20 protein-coding genes are annotated in these 19,792 nt (G+C 64.4%); 9 read left to right on the forward strand and 11 right to left on the reverse strand.

What is annotated here, in order from left to right:
- Window positions 1-25: 25 nt before the first annotated feature.
- The gene (locus tag ACZ9C1_RS19795; RefSeq protein WP_102683462.1) at window positions 26-409 is read right to left on the reverse strand and encodes a PaaI family thioesterase; all 384 of its coding nucleotides are present in this window, start codon (window positions 407-409) and stop codon (window positions 26-28) included.
- Window positions 409-2,733: a Tex family protein gene (locus ACZ9C1_RS19800; protein WP_277502472.1), complete on the reverse strand. Its 2,325-nt coding sequence runs from the start codon at window positions 2,731-2,733 to the stop codon at window positions 409-411. The genes ACZ9C1_RS19795 and ACZ9C1_RS19800 overlap by 1 nt, the downstream gene beginning before the upstream one ends.
- A gap of 229 nt (window positions 2,734-2,962) precedes the next feature.
- On the opposite strand from ACZ9C1_RS19800, the gene ompR reads away from it, so the two are divergent.
- Together ompR and ACZ9C1_RS19810 are read left to right on the forward strand one after the other, a co-directional pair.
- On the forward strand, window positions 2,963-3,703 hold the full coding sequence (gene ompR / locus ACZ9C1_RS19805) for an osmolarity response regulator transcription factor OmpR (protein WP_046857514.1): 741 nt from the start codon (window positions 2,963-2,965) through the stop codon (window positions 3,701-3,703).
- Between the two features lie 94 nt (window positions 3,704-3,797).
- Complete coding sequence (locus ACZ9C1_RS19810) at window positions 3,798-5,111, forward strand: ATP-binding protein (protein WP_102683459.1); 1,314 nt, start codon at window positions 3,798-3,800, stop codon at window positions 5,109-5,111.
- A 30-nt stretch (window positions 5,112-5,141) separates the two neighbouring features.
- Here ACZ9C1_RS19810 and rimK read toward each other — a convergent pair whose 3' ends face one another.
- Together rimK and rimB are read right to left on the reverse strand one after the other, a co-directional pair.
- Window positions 5,142-6,047, reverse strand: coding sequence for a 30S ribosomal protein S6--L-glutamate ligase (rimK, locus tag ACZ9C1_RS19815; RefSeq protein WP_046857513.1), 906 nt, complete (start codon window positions 6,045-6,047; stop codon window positions 5,142-5,144).
- On the reverse strand, window positions 6,044-6,526 hold the full coding sequence (gene rimB, locus ACZ9C1_RS19820; protein ID WP_038707162.1) for a retropepsin-like aspartic endopeptidase RimB: 483 nt from the start codon (window positions 6,524-6,526) through the stop codon (window positions 6,044-6,046). Before rimB ends, rimK begins: the two co-directional genes overlap by 4 nt.
- A 109-nt stretch (window positions 6,527-6,635) precedes the next feature.
- Here rimB and ACZ9C1_RS19825 point away from each other — a divergent pair, with 109 nt between their 5' ends.
- Entirely contained in the window at window positions 6,636-7,037 is a 402-nt protein-coding gene (locus ACZ9C1_RS19825; protein WP_038707163.1) for an RNA-binding S4 domain-containing protein, read from the forward strand.
- A gap of 30 nt (window positions 7,038-7,067) precedes the next feature.
- Here the strand turns inward: ACZ9C1_RS19825 and ACZ9C1_RS19830 are convergent, their stop codons facing one another.
- Entirely contained in the window at window positions 7,068-7,868 is an 801-nt protein-coding gene (locus ACZ9C1_RS19830; protein ID WP_457378249.1) for a phosphatase PAP2 family protein, read from the reverse strand.
- Between the two features lie 108 nt (window positions 7,869-7,976).
- On the opposite strand from ACZ9C1_RS19830, the gene hslO reads away from it, so the two are divergent.
- From hslO to ACZ9C1_RS19845, 3 genes are all read left to right on the forward strand, one after another.
- Window positions 7,977-8,879: an Hsp33 family molecular chaperone HslO gene (hslO, locus tag ACZ9C1_RS19835; protein WP_110700172.1), complete on the forward strand. Its 903-nt coding sequence runs from the start codon at window positions 7,977-7,979 to the stop codon at window positions 8,877-8,879.
- A gap of 179 nt (window positions 8,880-9,058) precedes the next feature.
- Window positions 9,059-10,600, forward strand: coding sequence for a phosphoenolpyruvate carboxykinase (locus tag ACZ9C1_RS19840; RefSeq protein WP_102683456.1), 1,542 nt, complete (start codon window positions 9,059-9,061; stop codon window positions 10,598-10,600).
- Window positions 10,601-10,749: 149 nt separating this feature from the next.
- The gene (locus ACZ9C1_RS19845) at window positions 10,750-11,184 is read left to right on the forward strand and encodes an acyl-CoA thioesterase (protein WP_102683476.1); all 435 of its coding nucleotides are present in this window, start codon (window positions 10,750-10,752) and stop codon (window positions 11,182-11,184) included.
- Here ACZ9C1_RS19845 and ACZ9C1_RS19850 read toward each other — a convergent pair.
- The 5 genes from ACZ9C1_RS19850 to fdhD all read right to left on the reverse strand — a co-directional run bounded on the left by ACZ9C1_RS19850 (window position 11,174) and on the right by fdhD (window position 16,855).
- Complete coding sequence (locus ACZ9C1_RS19850; protein ID WP_102683455.1) at window positions 11,174-11,830, reverse strand: response regulator; 657 nt, start codon at window positions 11,828-11,830, stop codon at window positions 11,174-11,176. The genes ACZ9C1_RS19845 and ACZ9C1_RS19850 overlap by 11 nt on opposite strands.
- A gap of 118 nt (window positions 11,831-11,948) precedes the next feature.
- Complete coding sequence (locus ACZ9C1_RS19855) at window positions 11,949-12,758, reverse strand: CheR family methyltransferase (RefSeq protein ID WP_457378248.1); 810 nt, start codon at window positions 12,756-12,758, stop codon at window positions 11,949-11,951.
- Window positions 12,759-12,967: 209 nt separating this feature from the next.
- Window positions 12,968-13,450, reverse strand: a complete 483-nt coding sequence (locus ACZ9C1_RS19860; RefSeq protein ID WP_046857505.1) for a glycine zipper domain-containing protein — start codon at window positions 13,448-13,450, stop codon at window positions 12,968-12,970.
- Window positions 13,451-13,673: 223 nt separating this feature from the next.
- Window positions 13,674-16,019, reverse strand: a complete 2,346-nt coding sequence (locus tag ACZ9C1_RS19865; RefSeq protein ID WP_457378247.1) for an FdhF/YdeP family oxidoreductase — start codon at window positions 16,017-16,019, stop codon at window positions 13,674-13,676.
- Window positions 16,020-16,027: 8 nt separating this feature from the next.
- The gene (gene fdhD, locus ACZ9C1_RS19870; protein ID WP_139667864.1) at window positions 16,028-16,855 is read right to left on the reverse strand and encodes a formate dehydrogenase accessory sulfurtransferase FdhD; all 828 of its coding nucleotides are present in this window, start codon (window positions 16,853-16,855) and stop codon (window positions 16,028-16,030) included.
- A 175-nt stretch (window positions 16,856-17,030) separates the two neighbouring features.
- On the opposite strand from fdhD, the gene lysM reads away from it, so the two are divergent.
- A complete protein-coding gene (gene lysM, locus ACZ9C1_RS19875) occupies window positions 17,031-17,471 on the forward strand; it encodes a peptidoglycan-binding protein LysM (protein WP_476254301.1) in 441 nt (146 codons plus the stop codon).
- Window positions 17,472-17,579: 108 nt separating this feature from the next.
- On the opposite strand, the gene yrfG is transcribed toward lysM, so the two are convergent.
- Complete coding sequence (gene yrfG, locus ACZ9C1_RS19880; RefSeq protein ID WP_102683449.1) at window positions 17,580-18,242, reverse strand: GMP/IMP nucleotidase; 663 nt, start codon at window positions 18,240-18,242, stop codon at window positions 17,580-17,582.
- 64 nt (window positions 18,243-18,306) lie between these two features.
- Between yrfG and nudE the strand changes: the two genes are divergently transcribed.
- Window positions 18,307-18,873 (forward strand): ADP compounds hydrolase NudE, encoded by a 567-nt coding sequence (gene nudE / locus ACZ9C1_RS19885; protein WP_457378245.1) that lies wholly within the window; start codon window positions 18,307-18,309, stop codon window positions 18,871-18,873.
- Window positions 18,870-19,703, forward strand: coding sequence for a 3'(2'),5'-bisphosphate nucleotidase CysQ (gene cysQ / locus ACZ9C1_RS19890; protein WP_277502480.1), 834 nt, complete (start codon window positions 18,870-18,872; stop codon window positions 19,701-19,703). The genes nudE and cysQ overlap by 4 nt, the downstream gene beginning before the upstream one ends.
- The last annotated feature ends 89 nt before the right edge of the window (window positions 19,704-19,792 follow it).

The raw sequence follows: 19,792 nt of genomic DNA on the forward strand, positions 1-19,792 counted from the left end.
AATACCGCAGATTTAGCTACATCAGCTAGAGAACCGCGAAGGTTCCCTGCGCCTTGGCCACCAGCTTGTCGTCCTGGAGCACGTCGGCGTCGACCACGAGGGTGCGCCGTCCCGCATGCAGCACCCGGGCGGTGCACACGACCTCGCCCTCGCTGACGGCGCGCATGTAGTTGATCTTGCATTCGATGGTCACGCTCTGCTGGTCGAAGCCATGGCTGGCCGAGCAGGCCAGGCCCATGGCGATGTCGACCAGGCTGAAGATCGCCCCGCCGTGCAGCTTCTGGCCACGGTTGCGCAGGTGCGGCTCAAGTGCCAGGGCCACCTCTGCAACACCCGTTTCCAGGCGTTGCAGGCGGCAGCCGAGGAGCTGGCTGAAGGCGCTTTCGACGTACTCCTTCGGTACTTCCATCACTTCTTCTTCAGTTGCTTGGCGTTGGCGAACAGCGCCGCCATGGCGTTGTTGGCCGGCGCGGCGGTGGCGGTCTCGCGCTGGCGAGGCGCCTGCTGCTGACGGTTGCCGCCATTGCCGCGGTTGCCGCCACGGTTGCCCTCGACCTTCTCGCCCGGGGTATCGTTCATGCGCATGGACAGGCCGACGCGCTTGCGCGGGATGTCCACTTCCATGACCTTGACCTTGACCACGTCGCCGGCCTTGACCGCTTCACGCGGATCCTTGACGAACTTCTCCGACAGCGCCGAGATGTGTACCAGGCCATCCTGGTGCACGCCGATGTCGACGAAAGCACCGAAGTTGGTGACGTTGGTCACCACGCCTTCGAGGATCATGCCGGGTTCCAGGTCCTTCAGGTCCTCGACGCCGTCCTGGAAGGTGGCAGTCTTGAACTCCGGACGCGGGTCGCGACCTGGCTTGTCGAGTTCCTGGAGGATGTCGGTGACGGTCGGCAGGCCGAAGGACTCGTCGGTGAATTTCTTCGGATCCAGGCGCTTGAGGAAGCTGCTGTCGCCGATCAGCGAGCGGATGTCGCGGTCGGTGTCGGCGGCGATGCGCTGCACCAGTGGGTAGGCTTCCGGGTGCACCGCCGAGGCGTCCAGCGGGTTGTCGCCGTTCATCACACGCAGGAAGCCGGCGGCCTGCTCGAAGGTTTTCTCGCCCAGGCGGCTGACCTTTTTCAGCGCGGCGCGGGTGGCGAACGGGCCGTTGGCGTCGCGGTGGGCCACGATATTCTGCGCCAGGGTGGCATTGAGGCCGGAAATGCGCGTCAGCAGCGCCACCGAGGCGGTGTTGACGTCCACGCCCACGGCGTTCACGCAGTCCTCGACCACGGCGTCCAGGCCACGGGCCAGTTTCACCTGCGACACGTCGTGCTGGTACTGGCCGACACCGATGGATTTCGGGTCGATCTTCACCAGTTCGGCCAGCGGGTCCTGCAGACGGCGGGCGATGGACACCGCGCCGCGGATCGACACGTCCAGGTCGGGGAACTCGCGGGCGGCCAGTTCAGAGGCCGAGTACACCGAAGCGCCGGCCTCGGAAACCATGATCTTGGTGATCTTCAGTGCCGGGTACTTCTTTACCAGTTCGGCGACCAGCTTGTCGCTCTCGCGGCTGGCGGTGCCGTTGCCGATGGCGATCAGCTCCACCGAGTGCTTGGCGCACAGCGCGGCCATGATGGAAATGGTGCGGTCCCAGTCATTCTTGGGCGCGTGCGGGTAGACCGTGGTGTAGTCCAGCAGCTTGCCGGTGGCGTCGACCACGGCAATCTTGCAGCCGGTGCGCAGGCCCGGGTCGAAGCCCAGGGTGGCGCGCGGGCCGGCCGGGGCGGCCAGCAGCAGGTCGTGCAGGTTGTGGGCGAAGACGTTGATCGCCTCGCCTTCGGCGTTGTCGCGCAGCTCGCCGAACAGGTCGGTTTCCAGGTGGGTGTAGAGCTTGACCTTCCAGGTCCAGCGCACCACCTCGCCCAGCCACTTGTCGGCGGGGCGGTTGCGGTTTTCGATGCCGACATGGTTGCCGATCATCACCTCGCACGGGTGCAGGGTGCCCGGCAGTTCTTCGCCAACCTTCAGCGAGGCGCTCAGCACGCCTTCGTTGCGCCCGCGGAAGATCGCCAGGGCACGGTGCGACGGCGCGGTGCGCAGCAGTTCGTCGTGGGCGAAGTAGTCGCGGAACTTGGCGCCTTCCTCTTCCTTGCCAGCGACCACGCGGGCGGTCAGTACCGCTTCCTGCTTGAGGAAGCTGCGCAGCTTGTCGAGCAAGGCGGCATCTTCGGCGAAGCGCTCCATCAGGATGTACTTGGCGCCTTCCAGGGCGGCCTTCACGTCGGCCACGCCTTTTTCGGCGTCGACGAAACGTGCCGCTTCGCTTTCCGGGTTCAACTGCGGATCGTTGAATAGACCGTCGGCCAGCTCCCCCAGGCCTGCTTCCAGGGCGATCTGGCCCTTGGTGCGGCGCTTCTGCTTGTACGGCAGGTAGAGGTCTTCGAGGCGGGTCTTGGTATCGGCCAGCTTGATCTCGCGGGCCAGCTCCGGAGTCAGCTTGCCCTGCTCCTCGATGCTGGCCAGGATGCTGGCGCGGCGCTCGTCGAGCTCGCGCAGGTAGCGCAGGCGCTCTTCCAGGTGGCGCAGTTGGGTGTCATCCAGGCTGCCGGTCACTTCCTTGCGGTAACGGGCGATGAAGGGCACGGTCGATCCTTCGTCCAACAGGCCCACGGCCGCTTCGACCTGCTGTGGGCGCACGCCCAGTTCCTCGGCGATACGGCTGTTGATGCTGTCCATGAAAACCACCTGACAAATAGTGAATGCAAGGCCGCGGGTGGGCGTTAAGCCCCGGCGACACTGGGTGAAAACCGCGCATTATACCCATCGGGCCGGGCTTGCGGTGATGGCGCGGCGCCAGTCGTCGATGGGGCGGCAGTGGCACGGCGGGAAAAATCTGCTAACAATGCACACGGCACGCGCGGCAATGGCTACGCCATAATGCGCGGCGATATCAGAGGAGTAATTCATGACCAGCACCGCAAACGCCGTAGAAGGCGACAAGATTCTCATCGTCGACGACGACCCGGGCCTGAGCAGCCTGCTGGACCGTTTCTTCACCAGCAAGGGCTTCCGTGTCCGCACCGTGCCCAACGTCGAACAGATGGATCGCCTGCTGGCCCGTGAAGTGTTCAACCTGGTGGTGCTCGACCTGATGCTGCCTGGCGAGGACGGCCTGTCCGCCTGCAAACGCCTGCGCGCCTCGAACAACCAGATCCCGATCATCATGCTCACCGCCAAGGGCGATGAGCTCAGCCGTATCAAGGGTCTGGAACTTGGCGCCGACGACTACCTGGCCAAGCCGTTCAACCCGGATGAACTGGTGGCCCGGGTCAAGGCCGTACTGCGCCGCCAGGCCCCGGCTGTGCCAGGCGCGCCGGGGAGCGAGGAAGAGACCGTCACCTTTGGCGACTACGAATTGTCGCTGGCCACCCGCGAGCTCAAGCGCGGTGAAGAAACGCACATGCTCACCACCGGCGAGTTCGCCGTGCTCAAGGCCCTGGTGATGCACGCTCGCGAGCCGCTGACCCGCGACAAACTGATGAACCTGGCCCGTGGCCGTGAGTGGGATGCCCTGGAGCGTTCCATCGATGTGCAGATCTCGCGCCTGCGCCGGATGATCGAGCCCGATCCTTCCAAGCCGCGTTACATCCAGACCGTATGGGGTGTGGGCTACGTCTTCGTGCCGGACGGAAACGCCGGCAAATGAGCCTGCCGGCTCGTCAGGGTGCAGCAGGGCGACCCATGCGGGTCGCCCTGTTTTCGTCTACGGCGACCGGCCTTTTCAGCACAGTAGTTGATCGATGAAAACGCCTCTCTGGTTCCCGCAAAGCTTCTTCGCCCGCACCCTCTGGCTGGTGCTGATCGTCGTGCTGTTCTCCAAGGCGCTGACGCTCGTGTACCTGCTGATGAACGAGGACGTGCTGGTCGACCGCCAGTACAGCCACGGCGTGGCCCTGACGCTGCGTGCCTATTGGGCAGCGGATGAAGAGAACCGCGACCAGATTGCCGAGGCTGCCGGCCTGATCCGCGTGACCGGCGCCGGCGTGCCGGAGGGCGAGCAGCACTGGCCCTACAGCGAGATCTACCAGCGCCAGATGCAGGCCGAGCTGGGCGAGGACACCGAAGTGCGGTTGCGTATCCACGCGCCGCCCGCACTGTGGGTGAACGCCCCGAGCCTGGGCCCGGGCTGGCTCAAGGTGCCGCTGTATCCGCATCCGCTGCGCGGGCAGAAGATCTGGAACGTGCTTGGCTGGTTCCTGGCCATCGGCTTGCTGTCCACGGCTTCGGCCTGGATCTTCGTGCGCCAGCTCAACCAGCCGCTCAAGCGCCTGGTGTTCGCCGCCCGCCAGCTGGGCCAGGGGCGCAGCGTGCGCTTGCCGATTAGTGATACACCCAGCGAAATGACCGAAGTGTATCGGGCGTTCAACCAGATGGCCGAAGATGTCGAGCAGGCTGGGCGCGAACGCGAGCTGATGCTGGCGGGCGTTTCCCACGACTTGCGCACGCCGCTGACCCGGCTGCGGCTGTCGCTGTCGCTGATGGGCAACGAAAGCGACCTCAGTGAGGACATGGTCCGCGATATCGAGGATATGGACGCGATCCTCGACCAGTTCCTGGCCTTCATTCGCGACGGGCGCGACGAACCGGTGGAGGAGGTCGACCTGAACGACCTGATCTACGAAGTGGTGGCCCCCTACAACCAGCACAAGGAGCAGGTGCGCCTGTGCCTGGAGCCGATTCCACCGTTCCCGCTGCGCCGTGTGTCGCTCAAGCGCATGCTGGGCAACCTGATCGGCAACGCCCTGCATCACGCCGGCAAGGGGGTCGAGGTAGCGGCCTATGTGTCGGGTGACCAGAGCGCGCCTTATGTGGTGCTCAGCGTGCTGGATCGGGGGACGGGCATCGACGAGTCGGAGCTGGAGACCATCTTCAACCCGTTCATCCGTGGCGACCGGGCGCGGGGTGGCAAGGGTACCGGGCTGGGGCTGGCCATCGTCAAGCGTATCGCCGCGCAGCATGGCGGCAATGTCGAGTTGCGCAACCGCTCCGGTGGCGGGATCGAGGCGCGGGTGCGGTTACCGTTGGGGTTGTTGCTGCCGCGTAACGCCGTGTGATTGCCGGGGCCGCAAAGCGGCCCCGGAATATCAACCCTTGCCCTTGGTCCGCGTCTGATTCGGCCCGCTGTTCTTTTCCAGGTGCTCGATGATCATCCCGGCCACGTCCTTGCCGGTAGTCACCTCGATCCCCTCCAGGCCCGGCGACGAGTTCACTTCCATCACCAGCGGCCCATGATTCGAACGCAGGATATCCACACCCGCCACGCTCAGCCCCATCACCTTGGCTGCGCGAATCGCGGTCATGCGTTCTTCAGGGGTGATCTTGATCAGGCTGGCCACGCCCCCGCGATGCAGGTTGGAGCGGAACTCGCCCGGCTTGGCCTGGCGCTTCATCGAGGCGATCACCTTGTCGCCGACCACGAAGCAGCGGATATCGGCGCCGCCGGCCTCCTTGATGTACTCCTGGACCATGATGTTCTGCTTCAGGCCCATGAACGCCTCGATCACCGACTCGGCGGCCTTGGTGGTCTCGCACAGCACCACGCCGATGCCCTGTGTGCCTTCGAGCACCTTGATTACCAGCGGCGCGCCGTTGACCATCTGGATCAGGTCGGGGATGTCGTCCGGCGAGTGGGCGAAGCCGGTGACCGGCAGGCCAATACCGCGCCGCGACAGCAATTGCAGCGAACGCAGCTTGTCCCGCGAGCGGGCGATGGCCACCGATTCGTTGAGCGGGTAGACGCCCATCATCTCGAATTGGCGCAGCACCGCGCAGCCATAGAAGGTGACCGATGCGCCGATGCGCGGAATGACCGCGTCGAAGCCTTCCAGGGGTTTGCCGCGGTAGTGGATCTGCGGCTTGTGGCTGGCAATGTTCATATAGGCCCGGAGCGTGTCGATCACCACCACTTCGTGGCCCCGCTGGGTACCGGCCTCGACCAGGCGGCGGGTGGAATACAGACGCGGATTGCGCGACAGCACAGCGATCTTCATGCAGCACCTGTGACAGGGGAAAGGGTGGCCGCGAAGGCCGGTTTGTCCTGAACGTACTTGAGGCCGGGGTTGACCACCAGTTGGCCGTGGATGAGCGCCTTCGAGCCGAGCAGCAGCCGATAGCGCATGCTCTTGCGGCAGGCCAGGGTGAATTCGACCTCCCAGACCCGGTCACCGAGCGCCAGGGGCGTGCGGATCACGTAGCGGGTCTGGGCATGGCCGTTGGAGCTCTTGATCGTCTTCATGGTGACCATGGGCGCTTCGCAGCGCCGGTGGCGCAGTTGCACCACCGAGCCCAGGTGGGCGGTGAATCTTACCCATTGCTGGCCATCGCGCTCGAACGGCTCGACCTCCGTGGCATGCAGGCTGGAGGTGCTGGCCCCGGTGTCGATCTTGGCGCGCAGGCCGGCGACGCCGAGGCCGGGCAGGGCGACCCATTCACGCAGGCCGATCACAGTCAGGTGGTCAAATGTCTTCACTAAGCGTGCCCTGCGGATAAGGAGGTGAACTGTAATGACGGCACGGACTTTTTGCATCTGTCAGTCACGGTAGTACAGTTCTGTGAAAGACAGAATTCGAGGAAAAACCATGGCACAAAAGCCTGAAGACGACGACAAGGTACGCCTGGACAAGTGGCTATGGGCAGCGCGCTTCTACAAGACCCGCGCATTGGCCAAGGCGGCCATTGAAAGTGGCAAGGTGCACTGCCGGGGCGAGCGCTGCAAACCCGGCAAGGAGCCACGGGTGGGCGATGAGTTCGTGCTGCGCACCGGTTTCGACGAGCGCACCGTGGTGGTCAGGGCGTTGTCGGTGGTGCGCCGTGGCGCGCCCGAAGCACAGACGCTGTACGAGGAAACCGCCGAGAGTGTCAAGCGCCGCGAGCAGGCCGCTGAAATGCGCAAGGCAGGGGCAATGGGCGTGACGACCGACGGGCGGCCGACCAAGAAGCAGCGCCGGCAGATTCACCAGTTGCACGGCAGTTTCGAGTGACGAGGGCCGCGTAGCGGCCCCCGTGAACGATCAGGCGGCGCGAATCACGCTCATCCGCCCGATCAACGGCAACTTGCCCAGCAGGTCGAACAGCGGTGTCGTCCAGCGCAGCAACGCTGCGCTGCCTTTGGCCGCCAGCGGCGTGTAGCAGCTCCAGCCCAACGCCAGCACCGCCATCAACAAACCACCGATGTAGTCATCCTGGCCCCAGTGGGCGCCGGCCACCAGGCGCGGCAGCATGAACAGCAGGGCCAGCCCCCACACGAGCAGGTACTGCAACGGGCGACGACTGAACAGGCTCATGAACAGTGCCCAGACCAGCAGCACCGAGGCGTGATCGCCGGGGAAACTCTTGCTCGAGCGGTCCTTGAGCTCCCAGGCCGCCTCCAGGTTCGGGTAGTAGTCACTGAGGTGCACCACATCGTCGAACATCATCGACGGGCTCTTGTGTTGCCACCCCGCTGCATCGACCCACTTGGAAAACAGCGCGCGAATCACCACTAAGAGGAGTAGCGTGATCAGAAAACCGAAAAAGGCCTGGCGGACCTGGACTGCCTTGAACACCCAGTCACCACGGATAAGCACTGCCAGAAGGATCAGGCCGACGACGATGTCGAACGGGCGCAGGCTGCCGACGGTCCAGATGTAGCGCCAGGGGGTGTTGTCGGCCAGCGGCGCATTCAGGCTGTGGAACAGCCACTCGTCGAATGTCAGGCAAAGGATCTGGCCAACGGGCCACAACCAGAAACACAGTAGTGCGATGGGCAGCAGGGTGCAGGCTGCCAAAGGGCCCCAGGACCACCTTGCTTGGAACAGTGGTCGATTGTCCATAAAATACCTCGATATCCAGCAGGAAATGAGCGCCTTGTGAGCGCTCTGCGACAGACCTTTCAGTCTCCTGTAATTATTTTGTAACCATTTTCAGAAAGCCAGACAACCATGAGCGACTTGCCAGATACCGATTTCACCCAACGCTTCCTGTTCGACGACCGCGATGTGCGCGGCGAGATGGTCGTGCTCGAAAGCAGCTACGCCGAGGTGCTGGCCAAGCACGACTACCCGCAGCCGGTAAAGCATCTGCTCGGTGAACTGATGGCCGCCGCCGCGCTGCTGGTCGGCACCCTGAAGTTCGACGGGTTGCTGGTGCTCCAGGCGCAGTCCCAGGGCCCGGTTCCGCTGCTAGCCATCGAGTACACCAGCGAGCACGACATCCGTGGCCTGGCGCGCTACGAGGCCGAGCAGATCAAGGCGGATGCCAGCCTTGCCGATCTGATGCCGGGTGGTCACCTGGTGCTGACCATCATTCCGGTCAACGGCCAGCGTTACCAGGGCACCGTCGAGCTGGACGGCAAGGACCTGTCGGAGTGTTTCACCAACTACTTCGTCATGTCGCAGCAGGTGAACACCTGCATCTCCCTGGCCGCAGATGGCGCCCGCGCCCGTGGCCTGCTGGTGCAGCAGCTGCCGGCCGAGATCCACAAGGACAGCGAGGAGCGCGAGGAAAGCTGGGCCCACGTCAAGGCCCTGGCCAACACCGTGAAGATCGAGGAACTGCTCGGCCTGGACAACGAAACCGTGCTGCATCGCCTGTACCACGAGGACGCGGTTCGCCTGTTCGATATCCAGCCGCTACGCTTCCGCTGCAGCTGCTCGCGCGAGCGCTCCGGCAACGCCCTGGTCAGCCTCGGCGAGCAGGATGCCAATGCGCTGGTGGCCGAATGTGGCGGCCAGGTCGAGATCGATTGCCAGTTCTGCAACGAGCGTTATGTGTTCGACGCGAGCGATGTTGCGCAATTGTTTGCTGGCGGTGGCACCGAGGCGCCATCAGAAACTCAGCACTGAAACGGTTCACTACAGGAAATACTCCTGTCGAATTGCGCAAAAGCGCAGTTCTGACAGGAGGGGCCTACTTTTTTTGGGCTTTTCTGGCATAATCCGGCCACTTTTTTCGCTGTAGTAGTTTTTTCGAGACAACTACAAAACGTTTGGAGCACTCGGCCTCGGGCCGGATGGGGTATCTCATGACGCAAGCCAACAACACCGTGTACACCGACCTGAGCGTCGATGAGCTGGTAAAAGAAGCGCTGTCCCGCGGTGAAGGCGTGCTGGCCGATACCGGCGCGCTGGTGGTGGAAACCGGTCATCGCACCGGCCGTTCGCCGGCTGACCGTTTCATCGTCGAAGAACCTTCCACCCAGGACCAGATTGGCTGGGGCCCGATCAACCGCAAGTTCCCGGCCGACAAGTTCGATGCCCTGTGGGACCGCGTAGAGGCGTTCAACAACGCCCAGGATCACTTCGTTTCCTACGTTCACGTAGGCGCTGCCGCCGATCACTACCTGCCGGTCAAGATGACCACCCAGACTGCCTGGCAGAACCTGTTCGGCCGTTGCCTGTTCATCAACCCGGCCCAGTACAACCCGGCTGGCCGCGATGAGTGGCAGGTTCTCAACGTCGCCAACTTCGAGTGCGTGCCAGAGCGTGACGGCACCAACTCCGACGGCTGCGTGATCATCAACTTCGCCCAGAAGAAAGTGCTGATCGCCGGCATGCGTTACGCCGGTGAAATGAAGAAAGCCATGTTCTCTGTGCAGAACTTCCTGCTGCCGGCCGCCGACGTGCTGCCGATGCACTGCGCCGCCAACATCGGCGAAGCGGGTGACGTCACCCTGTTCTTCGGCCTGTCAGGCACCGGCAAGACCACCCTGTCGGCCGATGAAAGCCGCTACCTGATCGGTGACGACGAGCACGGTTGGGGCGAAGGCGTGGTCTTCAACATCGAAGGCGGTTGCTATGCCAAGTGCATCGACCTGTCCGAGAAGAACGAGCCGGTCATCTGGAAAGCCATCAAGCACGGCGCCGTGCTGGAAAACGTCGTCATCGACGATGCCAAGCACGCCGACTACGCCGACGTGAGCCTGACCCAGAACAGCCGTGCAGCCTACCCGCTGACCCACGTAGCCAAGGTCTCCGAGAAGAACCTGGGCGGCGAGCCGAATGCGGTCATCTTCCTGACCTGCGACCTGACCGGCGTGCTGCCGCCAGTGTCGATCCTGAACAACGAGCAGGCGGCCTACCACTTCCTGTCCGGTTACACCGCGCTGGTCGGTTCCACCGAAATGGGTTCGGGCAGCGGCATCAAGTCGACCTTCTCCACCTGCTTCGGCGCACCGTTCTTCCCGCGCCCGGCCGGCGTATACGCCGAGCTGCTGATCAAGCGCATCAAAGCGTTCGGCTCCAAGGTCTACCTGGTCAACACTGGCTGGACCGGTGGTGGCTACGGCGTTGGCAAGCGTTTCAGCATCCCCACCACCCGTGGCGTGATCGCTGCCATCCAGAGCGGCGCGCTGGTCGGTGCAGAGACCGAGCACCTGGACATCATCAACCTGGACGTGCCGAAGGTCGTTCCGGGCGTCGAGACCGAGCTGCTCAACCCGCGCAACACCTGGGCTGACAAGGCTGCCTACGACGAAGCTGCCAAGGGCCTGGCCACACTGTTCACCGAGAACTTCAAGAAGTTCGACGTTTCCGACGCCATCAAGGCCGCTGGTCCGCAGCTGTAAGCTGCTGCCGGTTCGGATAAGGAAGCCGCCCCTCGGGGCGGCTTTTTCGTTATTCGATGTAGGAACGGGTTTGGTCTGCGATGGGGGCGATACAGTACTGGCAGAATCTGTTTCACTTGCAGGGTACCCACCAGAATGCAGATGGCCCCATGACCGAGTCTCCGCAACGCTCCGCCTTCTCCCATTTCCATCCCATCCTCACCCGTCCCCAGGACAACGACCACAACGGTCACCTCGCCGGTTCCACCGTGCATGCCTTCTTCGAAACCGCGATCCAGGCTTTCCTGGTCGAACAGGCCGAGCTGGACCTGCGCGACGGTGACCTGGCCGCTTTCGTCGTGAGTTCTGCGGCAGACTTCTTCGCCTTGCCTGGCTTTCCCGACGTGCTTGAGGTGGGCCTGGGGGTGACCCGTCTGGCGGGCAGCACCGTTGAGTTCAGCCTGGCGCTGTTCCGCCCGGGCGAGACCGAAGCCTGCGCGGCGGGTGGGGTGGTGCAGGTGTTCATCGAGCGTGCGTCGGGCCGCCCGGCGGCACTGCCGGAAACGCTGCAGCTGATCCTCGCCGGGCTGTCACTCAATCGTTGAGGCGAATAATCCCTTCGCGCACGGCGAACAGCACCAGGCCGGGCACGTCGTGGATCTGCAGGCGGTGCATGATCTGCGAGCGGTGCGCCTCTACGGTCTTGATGCTCAACCCCAGGCCGTCGGCGATGGAGCGAGTGGTCTCGCCCCGGGCGATCAGGCGCAGGATCTCCAGCTGGCGGGTGGTCAGGGGCGGCGGCTGGACCTGGTTGGCAACGCGCTTGCGGCTGTGCTTGAGGGCCTGGCCGATGACCATCGGCAGCACCGCCGAAGACAGGTACTGGCCACCGCCGCGCAGGGTCTGCAGGGCCTGCTCCAGCTCGGTCACCGTGGCGTTCTTGAGCAGGAAACCATGGGCGCCGAGCTGCAGGCAGCTCATTACATGCTCAAGCTCCGAGCGTGGCGAGAACATCAGCACCCGGCTGGCGGGAGCGCGGATGAACAGTTCCTGCAGGGCCTGTTGGCCGTCCAGTTCGCCGCTCATGTCGAGCACCACGATGTCCGGCTTGAGCTTTTCGGCCAGGCTCACGGCATTCATGGCATCACCGGTGTCGCCCACCACGACGAAATCTTTCTTCTGCTCCAGCAAGGCACGCAGGCCGGCGCGGAAGAGGGGCGAATGATCGGCAAGCAGGATTCGGCAAGGCATGGATTAGGGCCTGTTTCGCAAGGGAAGGGGGGCGGCAGGCCTGCTCGATCCGAAAGCGCACTGCCGCGCAACTGCGCGATCAGTCCTTGTCTGCCGATTGGCGCGGCAGTGCCTATTATCATAGGCGTTCGAACACCGACGGCAGTAGCGGGCGCAGTGGCAGGCCCAGCGCGTGGACGCTTTCGCTGTGGCCGATGATCAGCAGGCCACCGGGGCGCAGGTGCGCTAGCAACTGCTGGAGCATCTCGCTCTTGTAGCGTGGCGCCAGGCTCGACAGCAGGTTGCGCAACAAGATGACGTCGAAGCTGCCGAGGTGGGCAGGCAGGGGCCGGATCAGGTTGATGGCCTCGAAGCGTACCTGCTCGCGCAGGGCGGGTGCGATGCGCAGGCGCCCGGCCATCTCGCCGACACCGCACAGGCAGTGCCGGGTCAGCCAGCCCTCGGGGAAGTAGCGGGCCTGGGCGATGTCGTAGATGCCGGCGCCTGCGGTTTCCAGCAGTTGCGGGTCGAAGTCGCTGGCCAGCACCTGCCAGCCTGGGTGACGGGCTTTTTCTGCGGCGACCATGGCCAGGCTCCAGGCCTCCTCGCCGGTGGCACAGGCTGCGCTCCACAGGCGAGCGGGGTGGTCGAGCTCGGCCAGCCAGCGGGCCAGGCATTCGAAATGGCGATGTTCGCGAAAGAAGTAGCTGTCGCGGGCGACCAGCAGGCGCAGCAGGTGCTCGTGCTCGTTTGTGCCCTGTGGGCTTTCGAGCAAGCTGAGGTAATGCTCGAAGCTAGCCAGGCCCAGCGCTTTCAGGCGCTTGTGCAGACGTGCCGCGACCACGGCCCGGCGATCATCGGCCAGTTGCACGCCGGTAGCCTGCATCACGCGCTGGCGTATCGAAGCAAAGCCGGCTTCGCTGAGCAGTGGCGGGCGGCGGCTGGGCATCCTTCAGCCTCTCCTGGCTCGGGGCAGACAGATGAGATCGGTGAAGGTCGCGCGCATTCCCTGCGTCCTGTACGTGGTCGAAACAGCGATGATAACTAGTGGCTAGTGGCCTCCATATCGGGGTGGCCCTTAATCCCCTGGCTTGTCTGCAAACGAAAAGGCCCTGCCGGTGAGGGCAGGGCCTTAGGCGTCAGGCTTAAGCCTGGCGATCAGTCATGGCGCCAGTGGCGTTTGTGCTTGCGGTGGCCGTAGTGATGGCCGCGGTCGTAATGGCGGCGGTCATCGTAGTCACGACGGTAGCGGCGCGATTCATGGCGCTCGTCTTCGTCGGCCTTGTTGCCCATGTAGTTACCCAGTGCGCCCCCGGCGCCACCGCCGGCCGCCGCACCGATGTAGCTACCGGTGGTACCGCCCACCGAGCGACCAACCACGTTGCCGCCGGCCGCGCCCAGTGCGCCACCGATGGCCGCTTCGCCGCGCTGGCGCTTGTCGGCACCCAGGGCACCGCCGGCCGCGCCACCCAGGCCGGCACCAATGGCGCCGCCGGTGCTGCCACCGATCGAGTTGCCCACCACGGAGCCCAGTACCCCACCCAACGCGCCGCCAATGCCGGCCTCGGTGGTGCCGCCTGCCATGGCAACGCCGCTGAGCAGACCGAAAGACAACAACAGAATCGAGGAGTACTTCTTCATCAAGAGAGCCTCAGAGGGATGACGATGCGGAATTTGAGGCTCGGCGAAGCGGCTGGCAATCGGAATCCGACGAGTAGCACGAGTTGTACACAATTCTCTAAGTTATTGAATTGTGTATGAAACTTTCTCGATTTTTGCTTGTCTGAGGTACTTATGACAAAGCCCTGAACCGTTGCGGAACAGGGCTTTTTTGTGGGCGGCGTTCAGCTTTGCCGGGCGCGAATCAGATGATGCGCCCGTCGTCCCGCGCGCGCTCCAGCTTGATGGCGATGAACTTCGACGTCGGCGTGTGGCTGCCGTCACCGATGCTCTCCAGCGGCACCAGCGGGTTCACCTCAGGGTAGTACGCCGCCGCCTGGCCGGCGGGGATGTCGAACGCCAGGAGGGTGAAGCCCTGCACCCGGCGTACGTGCTCATCGCCCCACAGTGACACGATGTCGACCTTCTGCCCCGGCTGGAAGCCGAGACGGACGATGTCGGCTTCGTTGGCGAACAGTACGTCGCGCTGGCCGCGCACGCCGCGGTAGCGGTCGTCCATGCCATAGATGGTGGTGTTGTACTGATCGTGCGAGCGCATCGACTGCATGATCAGGTCCGGGAGCTGGCCGCTGGCGCGCACGCGTTCGTCGAGCAGGCTGTCCGGTAGGAGGTTGGCCTTGAAGTTGGCGCGGCCGCTGGCGGTCTTCCACTGGCGGCTGCCGGCGCTGTTGCCGAGATAGAAGCCGCCGGGTAGTCGCAGACGCTCGTTGAAGTCGGTGAAGCCCGGGATGGTGTCGGCGATCAGGTCGCGGATACGGTCGTAGTCGGCCACCAGCCAGTGCCAGTCCACCGGCTGCTTGCCCAGGGTGGCGGCGGCGATGCCGGCAACCACGGCTGGCTCCGAGCGCATCTGTCGAGACAGCGGCTTGAGCTGGCCGTTGGAGGCGTGGACCATGCTGAATGAGTCCTCCACCGTCACCGCCTGTGGGCCTTCGCCCTGCAGGTCGATATCGGTGCGGCCCAGGCAAGGCAGGATCAACGCCTGCTTGCCATGAATCAGGTGGCTACGGTTGAGCTTGGTGCTGATGTGCACGGTCAGCTCGCAGTTGCGCAGCGCCTGGGCGGTGCGCTCGGTGTCCGGCGTGGCCTGGGCGAAGTTGCCGCCCAAGCCGATGAACACCTTGGCCCGGCCTTCCAGCATGGCGTGGATGGCCTCGACGGTGTTGTGACCGTTGTGGCGTGGCACCGGGAAGCCGAAGCGTTTTTCGATGGCATCGAGCAGGAACACCGGTGGGCGTTCGTTGATGCCCATGGTGCGGTCGCCCTGCACGTTGCTGTGGCCGCGCACCGGGCACAGGCCGGCGCCCGGTACCCCGAGGTTGCCGCGCAGCAGCATCAGGTTGACGATTTCCTGGATGGTCGGCACCGAATGGCGGTGCTGGGTGATGCCCATGGCCCAGCACATGATCACGCGTTTGCCTTTGCAGTACATGCGTGCCGACAGCTCGATATCGGCCAGAGTCAGCCCGGACTGGGCCTGGATCTGTTCCCATGGGGTGGCGTCGACCACCGCCAGGTATTCGTCCACGCCATGGCCGTGTTCGGCGATGAAGGCATGATCGAAGATGGCCGGCGCGCCGCTGGCCTGGGCCTTACGCTCCCATTGCAGCAGGAACTTGGCCATGCCGCGCAACAGCGCCATGTCGCCGCCCAGCGCCGGGCGGAAGAATGCCGTGTTGGTCGGACGGTCGCTGTTTGTCAGCATCTCCAACGGGTTCTGCGGGTGCTGGAAACGCTCCAGGCCACGCTCCTTGAGCGGGTTGACGCACACCACCTGGGCGCCGCGTTTCACCGCGTCACGCAGCGGGTCGAGCATGCGGGGGTGGTTGGTGCCGGGATTCTGGCCCCAGACGAAGATCGTGTCGGCGTGCTCGAAATCGTCGTAGGTGACCGTGCCCTTGCCCACGCCGACGCTCTGGCCCAGGGCCACGCCGCTGGCCTCGTGGCACATGTTCGAGCAGTCGGGGAAATTGTTGGTGCCGTAGGCGCGCACGAACAGCTGATAGAGATAGGCCGCCTCGTTGCTGGCCCGGCCAGAGGTATAGAACTCGGCCTGGTCGGGGCTTGCCAGGTTGTTCAGGTGCCGGGCGATCAGGGCGAAGGCGGCGTCCCAGTCGATCGGCCGGTAACGGTCGGTGATCGGGTCATAGACCATTGGCTCGGTCAGTCGGCCCTGATACTCGAGCCAGTAGTCGCTCTGCCCCAGCAGCGCGCTCACGCTGTAGCGGGCGAAGAACGCGGCGTCCACCCGGCGCTTGGTGGCTTCCCAGTTGACCGCCTTGGCGCCGTTCTCGCAGAACTTGACCATGCCGCTTTCGGGCGAGTCGCCCCAGGCGCAGCCGGGGCAGTCGAAGCCGCCGTTCTGGTTGGTCTTGAGCAGGGCGCGGATGTTCTTCAGGGCGTTGTCGCTGCCCACCCAGGCCTTGGCCACGCTGCGCAGCGCACCCCAGCCGCCGGCGGGGCCGGGATAAGGCTTGTAGCGAGGGGTGGAGGCGGGGGTGTTGTCTGGCAGTTTTTCGTAGGAGGTCACGGCTGTTGCTACTCCGCCGCTGGGCTGAACACCCGCGGTGCGCTGTGTTTGGGCAGATGAATGAGGTTGAGGTTGTGCTTGCGCGCCCATTGCAGGGCCAGGCCGGTGGGCGCGGAAAGGCTCACCAAGGTCTGGATGCCGGCGCGCAGGACCTTCTGGATCAGTTCCAGGCTGCAGCGGCTGGTGACGATGGCCAGCCCCCCTTGGGTGTCGATGCGCTGGCGCAGCAGGGCGCCGATCAGCTTGTCCAGGGCGTTGTGCCGGCCAATGTCCTCGCGGCCCAGCAGCAGCTGGCCGTCGCGGTCCATGAACAGCGCCGCGTGAACAGCCCCGCAATGCTGGCCGAGGGGCTGGAAGGCATCGATGCGCTGGCGCAGGTCTTTCAGCCAGTGCGCGGGCGGCAACGGCGCCCCGGGCAGCACCTTCAGTTCGGGCAATGCCTGCTCCAGGGCCTCGACGCCGCATAGGCCGCAGCCGCTGGTGCCGGCCAGCTGACGGCGCTGATTCTTCAGGTTCCAGAAAGCGCGGCTGGAGATCTCCAGGTCGGCATACAGCGCCGAACCGCTGCCGGAGAGCTTCACATCGTAGATTTCCTCGGTACCGGTGACGATGCCGCTGCCCACGCTGAAGCCGACGGCGAAGTCTTCCAGGTCGGTCGGGCTGACCAGCATCACCGCCTGGTTCAGGCCGTTGTAGACGATCGCCAGCGCCACTTCCTCGGCCAGCGGGGTATTGTCGCGGGCGGCATCGGAAAGCTGGACATAGTCGTAGGTGTTGCTGGCGGCGGGCAGGGCAAAGGGCGTGGACGCCGCGCAGACCGGTGGCTTGCTGTTCATCGGGGCGAATACCGGCTGGCAGTTTGACCCCACAAGCCTAGGCCCCTGTACCGGTGGCGTCTAATCGCTAGCGTCTATGTCGTGATAGAGCGCGTCGATTGGTCGCAGCGGGGCGGGATGGCCGATCCTGGCCTAGACTCCTGCTTCCATGGATTCACCATCAAAGGAGCGCCACATGAGCCTGTTCAGTTTCGTGAAGGAAGCCGGCGAGAAGTTGATCGACCTGCTGACCCCCGGCAATGCCAATGCCGAGGAACAGTTGAAGAAACACGTCCAGGACGTTGGTTTGGGCAACCCGAACATCTCGGCCACTGTAGAGGGTGACAAGGTCATCCTCAAGGGCGAGGTAAGCAGCCAGGAAGAGAAAGAGAAGATCATCCTGGCGGCCGGCAATATCGCTGGCGTGGCCTCGGTGGATGACCAGATCACCGTCACCGGGCCGGTGGCCCAGGCGGCCCGGTTCATCGAGGTCGAGACGGGTGACACCTTGAGTGCCATCTCCAAGCGGGTCTACGGCGATGCCAACAAGTACAACAAGATCTTCGAGGCGAACAAGCCGATGCTCAAACATCCGGACAAGATCTACCCGGGGCAAGTGCTGCGTATTCCTGACTGAGGGGGCGCTTGTAGGAGCGGCTTTAGCCGCGATGCGGGCATCGCGGTGCCTGGCACCCGCGTCGCGGGTGATCGCGGCTGAAGCCGCTCCTACGGGGCGAATGCGCAGTTACAAGCCTGCCAGCAACGCCCGGTAATCCTCTACTGCCGCGAACTCCTGGGTATCGCGTGGCTCGGCCCGACTATCCGGCTGGCGCACAGCCAGCAGGTGCCCCACGCCAAATTGCCGGGCACTGCGCAGAATCGCCAGGGTGTCATCGATGAACAGGCTGCGCGCCGGCTCGAAGCCGATGTCTGCCTGCAACGCATCCCAGAACTGCGGGCTCTCCTTCGGATAGCCATAGTCGTGTGAGCTGATCAGCCGTTCGAAATAAGGCGCCAGCTCCACCCGCTCCAGCTTCAACGACAGCGAGTCACGGTGCGCGTTGGTGATCATCACCACCCGCTTGCCGGCCTTGCGAATGGCGGCGAGGAAGGTATCGGCATCCGGCTTCAAGGCGATCAGGTCGGCGATCTCCAGCTTGAGCTCGCGGATCGGCAGGCGCAGTTCACGGCTCCAGAAATCCAGGCAGTACCAGTTGAGCGTGCCAGCGTGCTGTTCGAACAGCGGGCGCAGCTCGAGCTCGGCCATGGCCCGGCTCACACCATGCAGCTCGGCGTAGCGCTGGGGCAAGTGCTGCAGCCAGAAGCGGTTGTCGTAATGCAGGTCGAGCAGGGTGCCGTCCATATCCAGCAGGACGGTATCGATGGCGGACCAGGGAAGAACGGGCATGGGAAATTCTCGATCAGTCGGCAAGCCACGGTATAGTAACCCGTTCACGCCAAGGAGCCGCCCCATGCGCCAGAAACCCACCGTCCTCAGCCGCGAAATCGTCGCCAGCAGCCGCCTGTTCCGCGTCGAAGCCGTGCAGTTGCGCTTCGCCAACGGTACCGAGCGCACCTATGAGCGACTGGTCGGCCGTGGCAATGGCTATGGCGCGGTGATGATCGTGGCCATGCTCGATGCCGAGCATGCGGTGCTGGTCGAGGAGTACTGCGGCGGTACCGACGAGTACGAGCTGTCGTTGCCCAAGGGCCTGATCGAGCCGGGCGAGGACGTGCTCGCCGCCGCCGACCGGGAGCTCAAGGAAGAGGCCGGTTTCGGCGCGCGTCAGCTGGAACACCTGACAGAGCTGTCGCTGTCGCCCGGTTACATGAGCCAGAAGATCCAGGTGGTCCTGGCCACCGATCTGTACGAAGAGCGTCTGGAGGGCGACGAACCCGAGCCGATGCGCGTCGACAAGGTCAACCTGCGCGAGCTCTCGGCCCTGGCCATGCACCCGCAGTTCAGCGAAGGCCGGGCGCTGGCGGCGCTGTACCTGGCCCGTGACCTGCTGATCCAGCGTGGGGTGCTGAGCGTATGAATGATCGGCGACTGATGCAGGACGTAGCCAAGCTCGCCTTGTTGGCCGGCGAGGCGACCTTGCCGTTCTGGCGCGCTGACGTGGCGGTAAGCAACAAGGCCGACGATTCACCGGTGACCGCTGCCGACCTGGCGGCCCATCGGGTTATCGCCGATGGCTTGCAGGCGTTGGCGCCGCAGATTCCGGTGCTCTCCGAAGAGGACTGCGACATCCCGCTGGCAACCCGCGCAGGCTGGCAGCGCTGGTGGCTGGTCGATCCTTTGGATGGCACCAAGGAGTTCATCGCCGGTAGCGAGGAGTTCACCGTCAACATCGCGCTGATCGAAAACGGCGAGGTGGTGTTCGGTGTGGTGGCGATGCCAACCAATGGCCGCTGTTACTTCGGTGGGCGCGAGTTCGGTGCCTGGAGGGCCGAGCGTAACGAAAAGGCTCAACCGATCCAGGTGCGTAATGCCCCACCGGCACAGGAGCGGTTTACCGTTGTCGCCAGCCGTCGGCATTCGAGTCCGGAGCAGGAAGCGCTGCTGGCGGGGCTTGGGAGTGCGGTGGGGGAGCTGGAACTGGCCAACATCGGCAGCTCGCTGAAGTTCTGCCTGCTGGCCGAAGGCAGTGCCGACTGTTATCCGCGGCTGGCGCCGACCTCGCAGTGGGATACTGCGGCTGCCCAGGGCGTGCTGGAGGGAGCCGGGGGCGAAGTGATCGGGCTGGACGGGTTGCCGTTCCGCTACCCACCGCGTGAGTCGCTGCTCAATCCGTTCTTCCTGGCGTTGCCCCGCGCGGCTGAATGGCGTCAGGCGCTCGTCGAACTGGCGAGTGCGATCAAGGCTTGAGCTCGTCGGGGCCGCTACGCGCCCCATCGCCGCGGTTCGTCGCCACGACAAGCCGGCTCCCACAGGAGTCACCGTTATCTTTGTAGGAG

It is taken from the genome of Pseudomonas sp. TE21435, from assembly GCF_056279265.1.

Bases quoted from the DNA above. Each gene is read 5' to 3' on its own strand.
- rimK (WP_046857513.1), bottom strand. From the start codon at position 6,047: ATGAAGATCGCTGTGCTGTCGCGCAATCCGCGTCTGTATTCCACCCGC.
- cysQ (WP_277502480.1), top strand. From the start codon at position 18,870: ATGAATGATCGGCGACTGATGCAGGACGTAGCCAAGCTCGCCTTGTTG.
- ACZ9C1_RS19800 (WP_277502472.1), bottom strand. From the start codon at position 2,733: ATGGACAGCATCAACAGCCGTATCGCCGAGGAACTGGGCGTGCGCCCA.
- lysM (WP_476254301.1), top strand. From the start codon at position 17,031: ATGAGCCTGTTCAGTTTCGTGAAGGAAGCCGGCGAGAAGTTGATCGAC.
- hslO (WP_110700172.1), top strand. From the start codon at position 7,977: ATGAGCGACTTGCCAGATACCGATTTCACCCAACGCTTCCTGTTCGAC.
- ACZ9C1_RS19840 (WP_102683456.1), top strand. From the start codon at position 9,059: ATGACGCAAGCCAACAACACCGTGTACACCGACCTGAGCGTCGATGAG.
- ACZ9C1_RS19855 (WP_457378248.1), bottom strand. From the start codon at position 12,758: ATGCCCAGCCGCCGCCCGCCACTGCTCAGCGAAGCCGGCTTTGCTTCG.
- ACZ9C1_RS19860 (WP_046857505.1), bottom strand. From the start codon at position 13,450: ATGAAGAAGTACTCCTCGATTCTGTTGTTGTCTTTCGGTCTGCTCAGC.
- yrfG (WP_102683449.1), bottom strand. From the start codon at position 18,242: ATGCCCGTTCTTCCCTGGTCCGCCATCGATACCGTCCTGCTGGATATG.
- fdhD (WP_139667864.1), bottom strand. From the start codon at position 16,855: ATGAACAGCAAGCCACCGGTCTGCGCGGCGTCCACGCCCTTTGCCCTG.
- ACZ9C1_RS19825 (WP_038707163.1), top strand. From the start codon at position 6,636: ATGGCACAAAAGCCTGAAGACGACGACAAGGTACGCCTGGACAAGTGG.
- nudE (WP_457378245.1), top strand. From the start codon at position 18,307: ATGCGCCAGAAACCCACCGTCCTCAGCCGCGAAATCGTCGCCAGCAGC.
- ACZ9C1_RS19795 (WP_102683462.1), bottom strand. From the start codon at position 409: ATGGAAGTACCGAAGGAGTACGTCGAAAGCGCCTTCAGCCAGCTCCTC.
- ACZ9C1_RS19850 (WP_102683455.1), bottom strand. From the start codon at position 11,830: ATGCCTTGCCGAATCCTGCTTGCCGATCATTCGCCCCTCTTCCGCGCC.
- ACZ9C1_RS19810 (WP_102683459.1), top strand. From the start codon at position 3,798: ATGAAAACGCCTCTCTGGTTCCCGCAAAGCTTCTTCGCCCGCACCCTC.
- ompR (WP_046857514.1), top strand. From the start codon at position 2,963: ATGACCAGCACCGCAAACGCCGTAGAAGGCGACAAGATTCTCATCGTC.
- ACZ9C1_RS19845 (WP_102683476.1), top strand. From the start codon at position 10,750: ATGACCGAGTCTCCGCAACGCTCCGCCTTCTCCCATTTCCATCCCATC.
- ACZ9C1_RS19830 (WP_457378249.1), bottom strand. From the start codon at position 7,868: ATGGACAATCGACCACTGTTCCAAGCAAGGTGGTCCTGGGGCCCTTTG.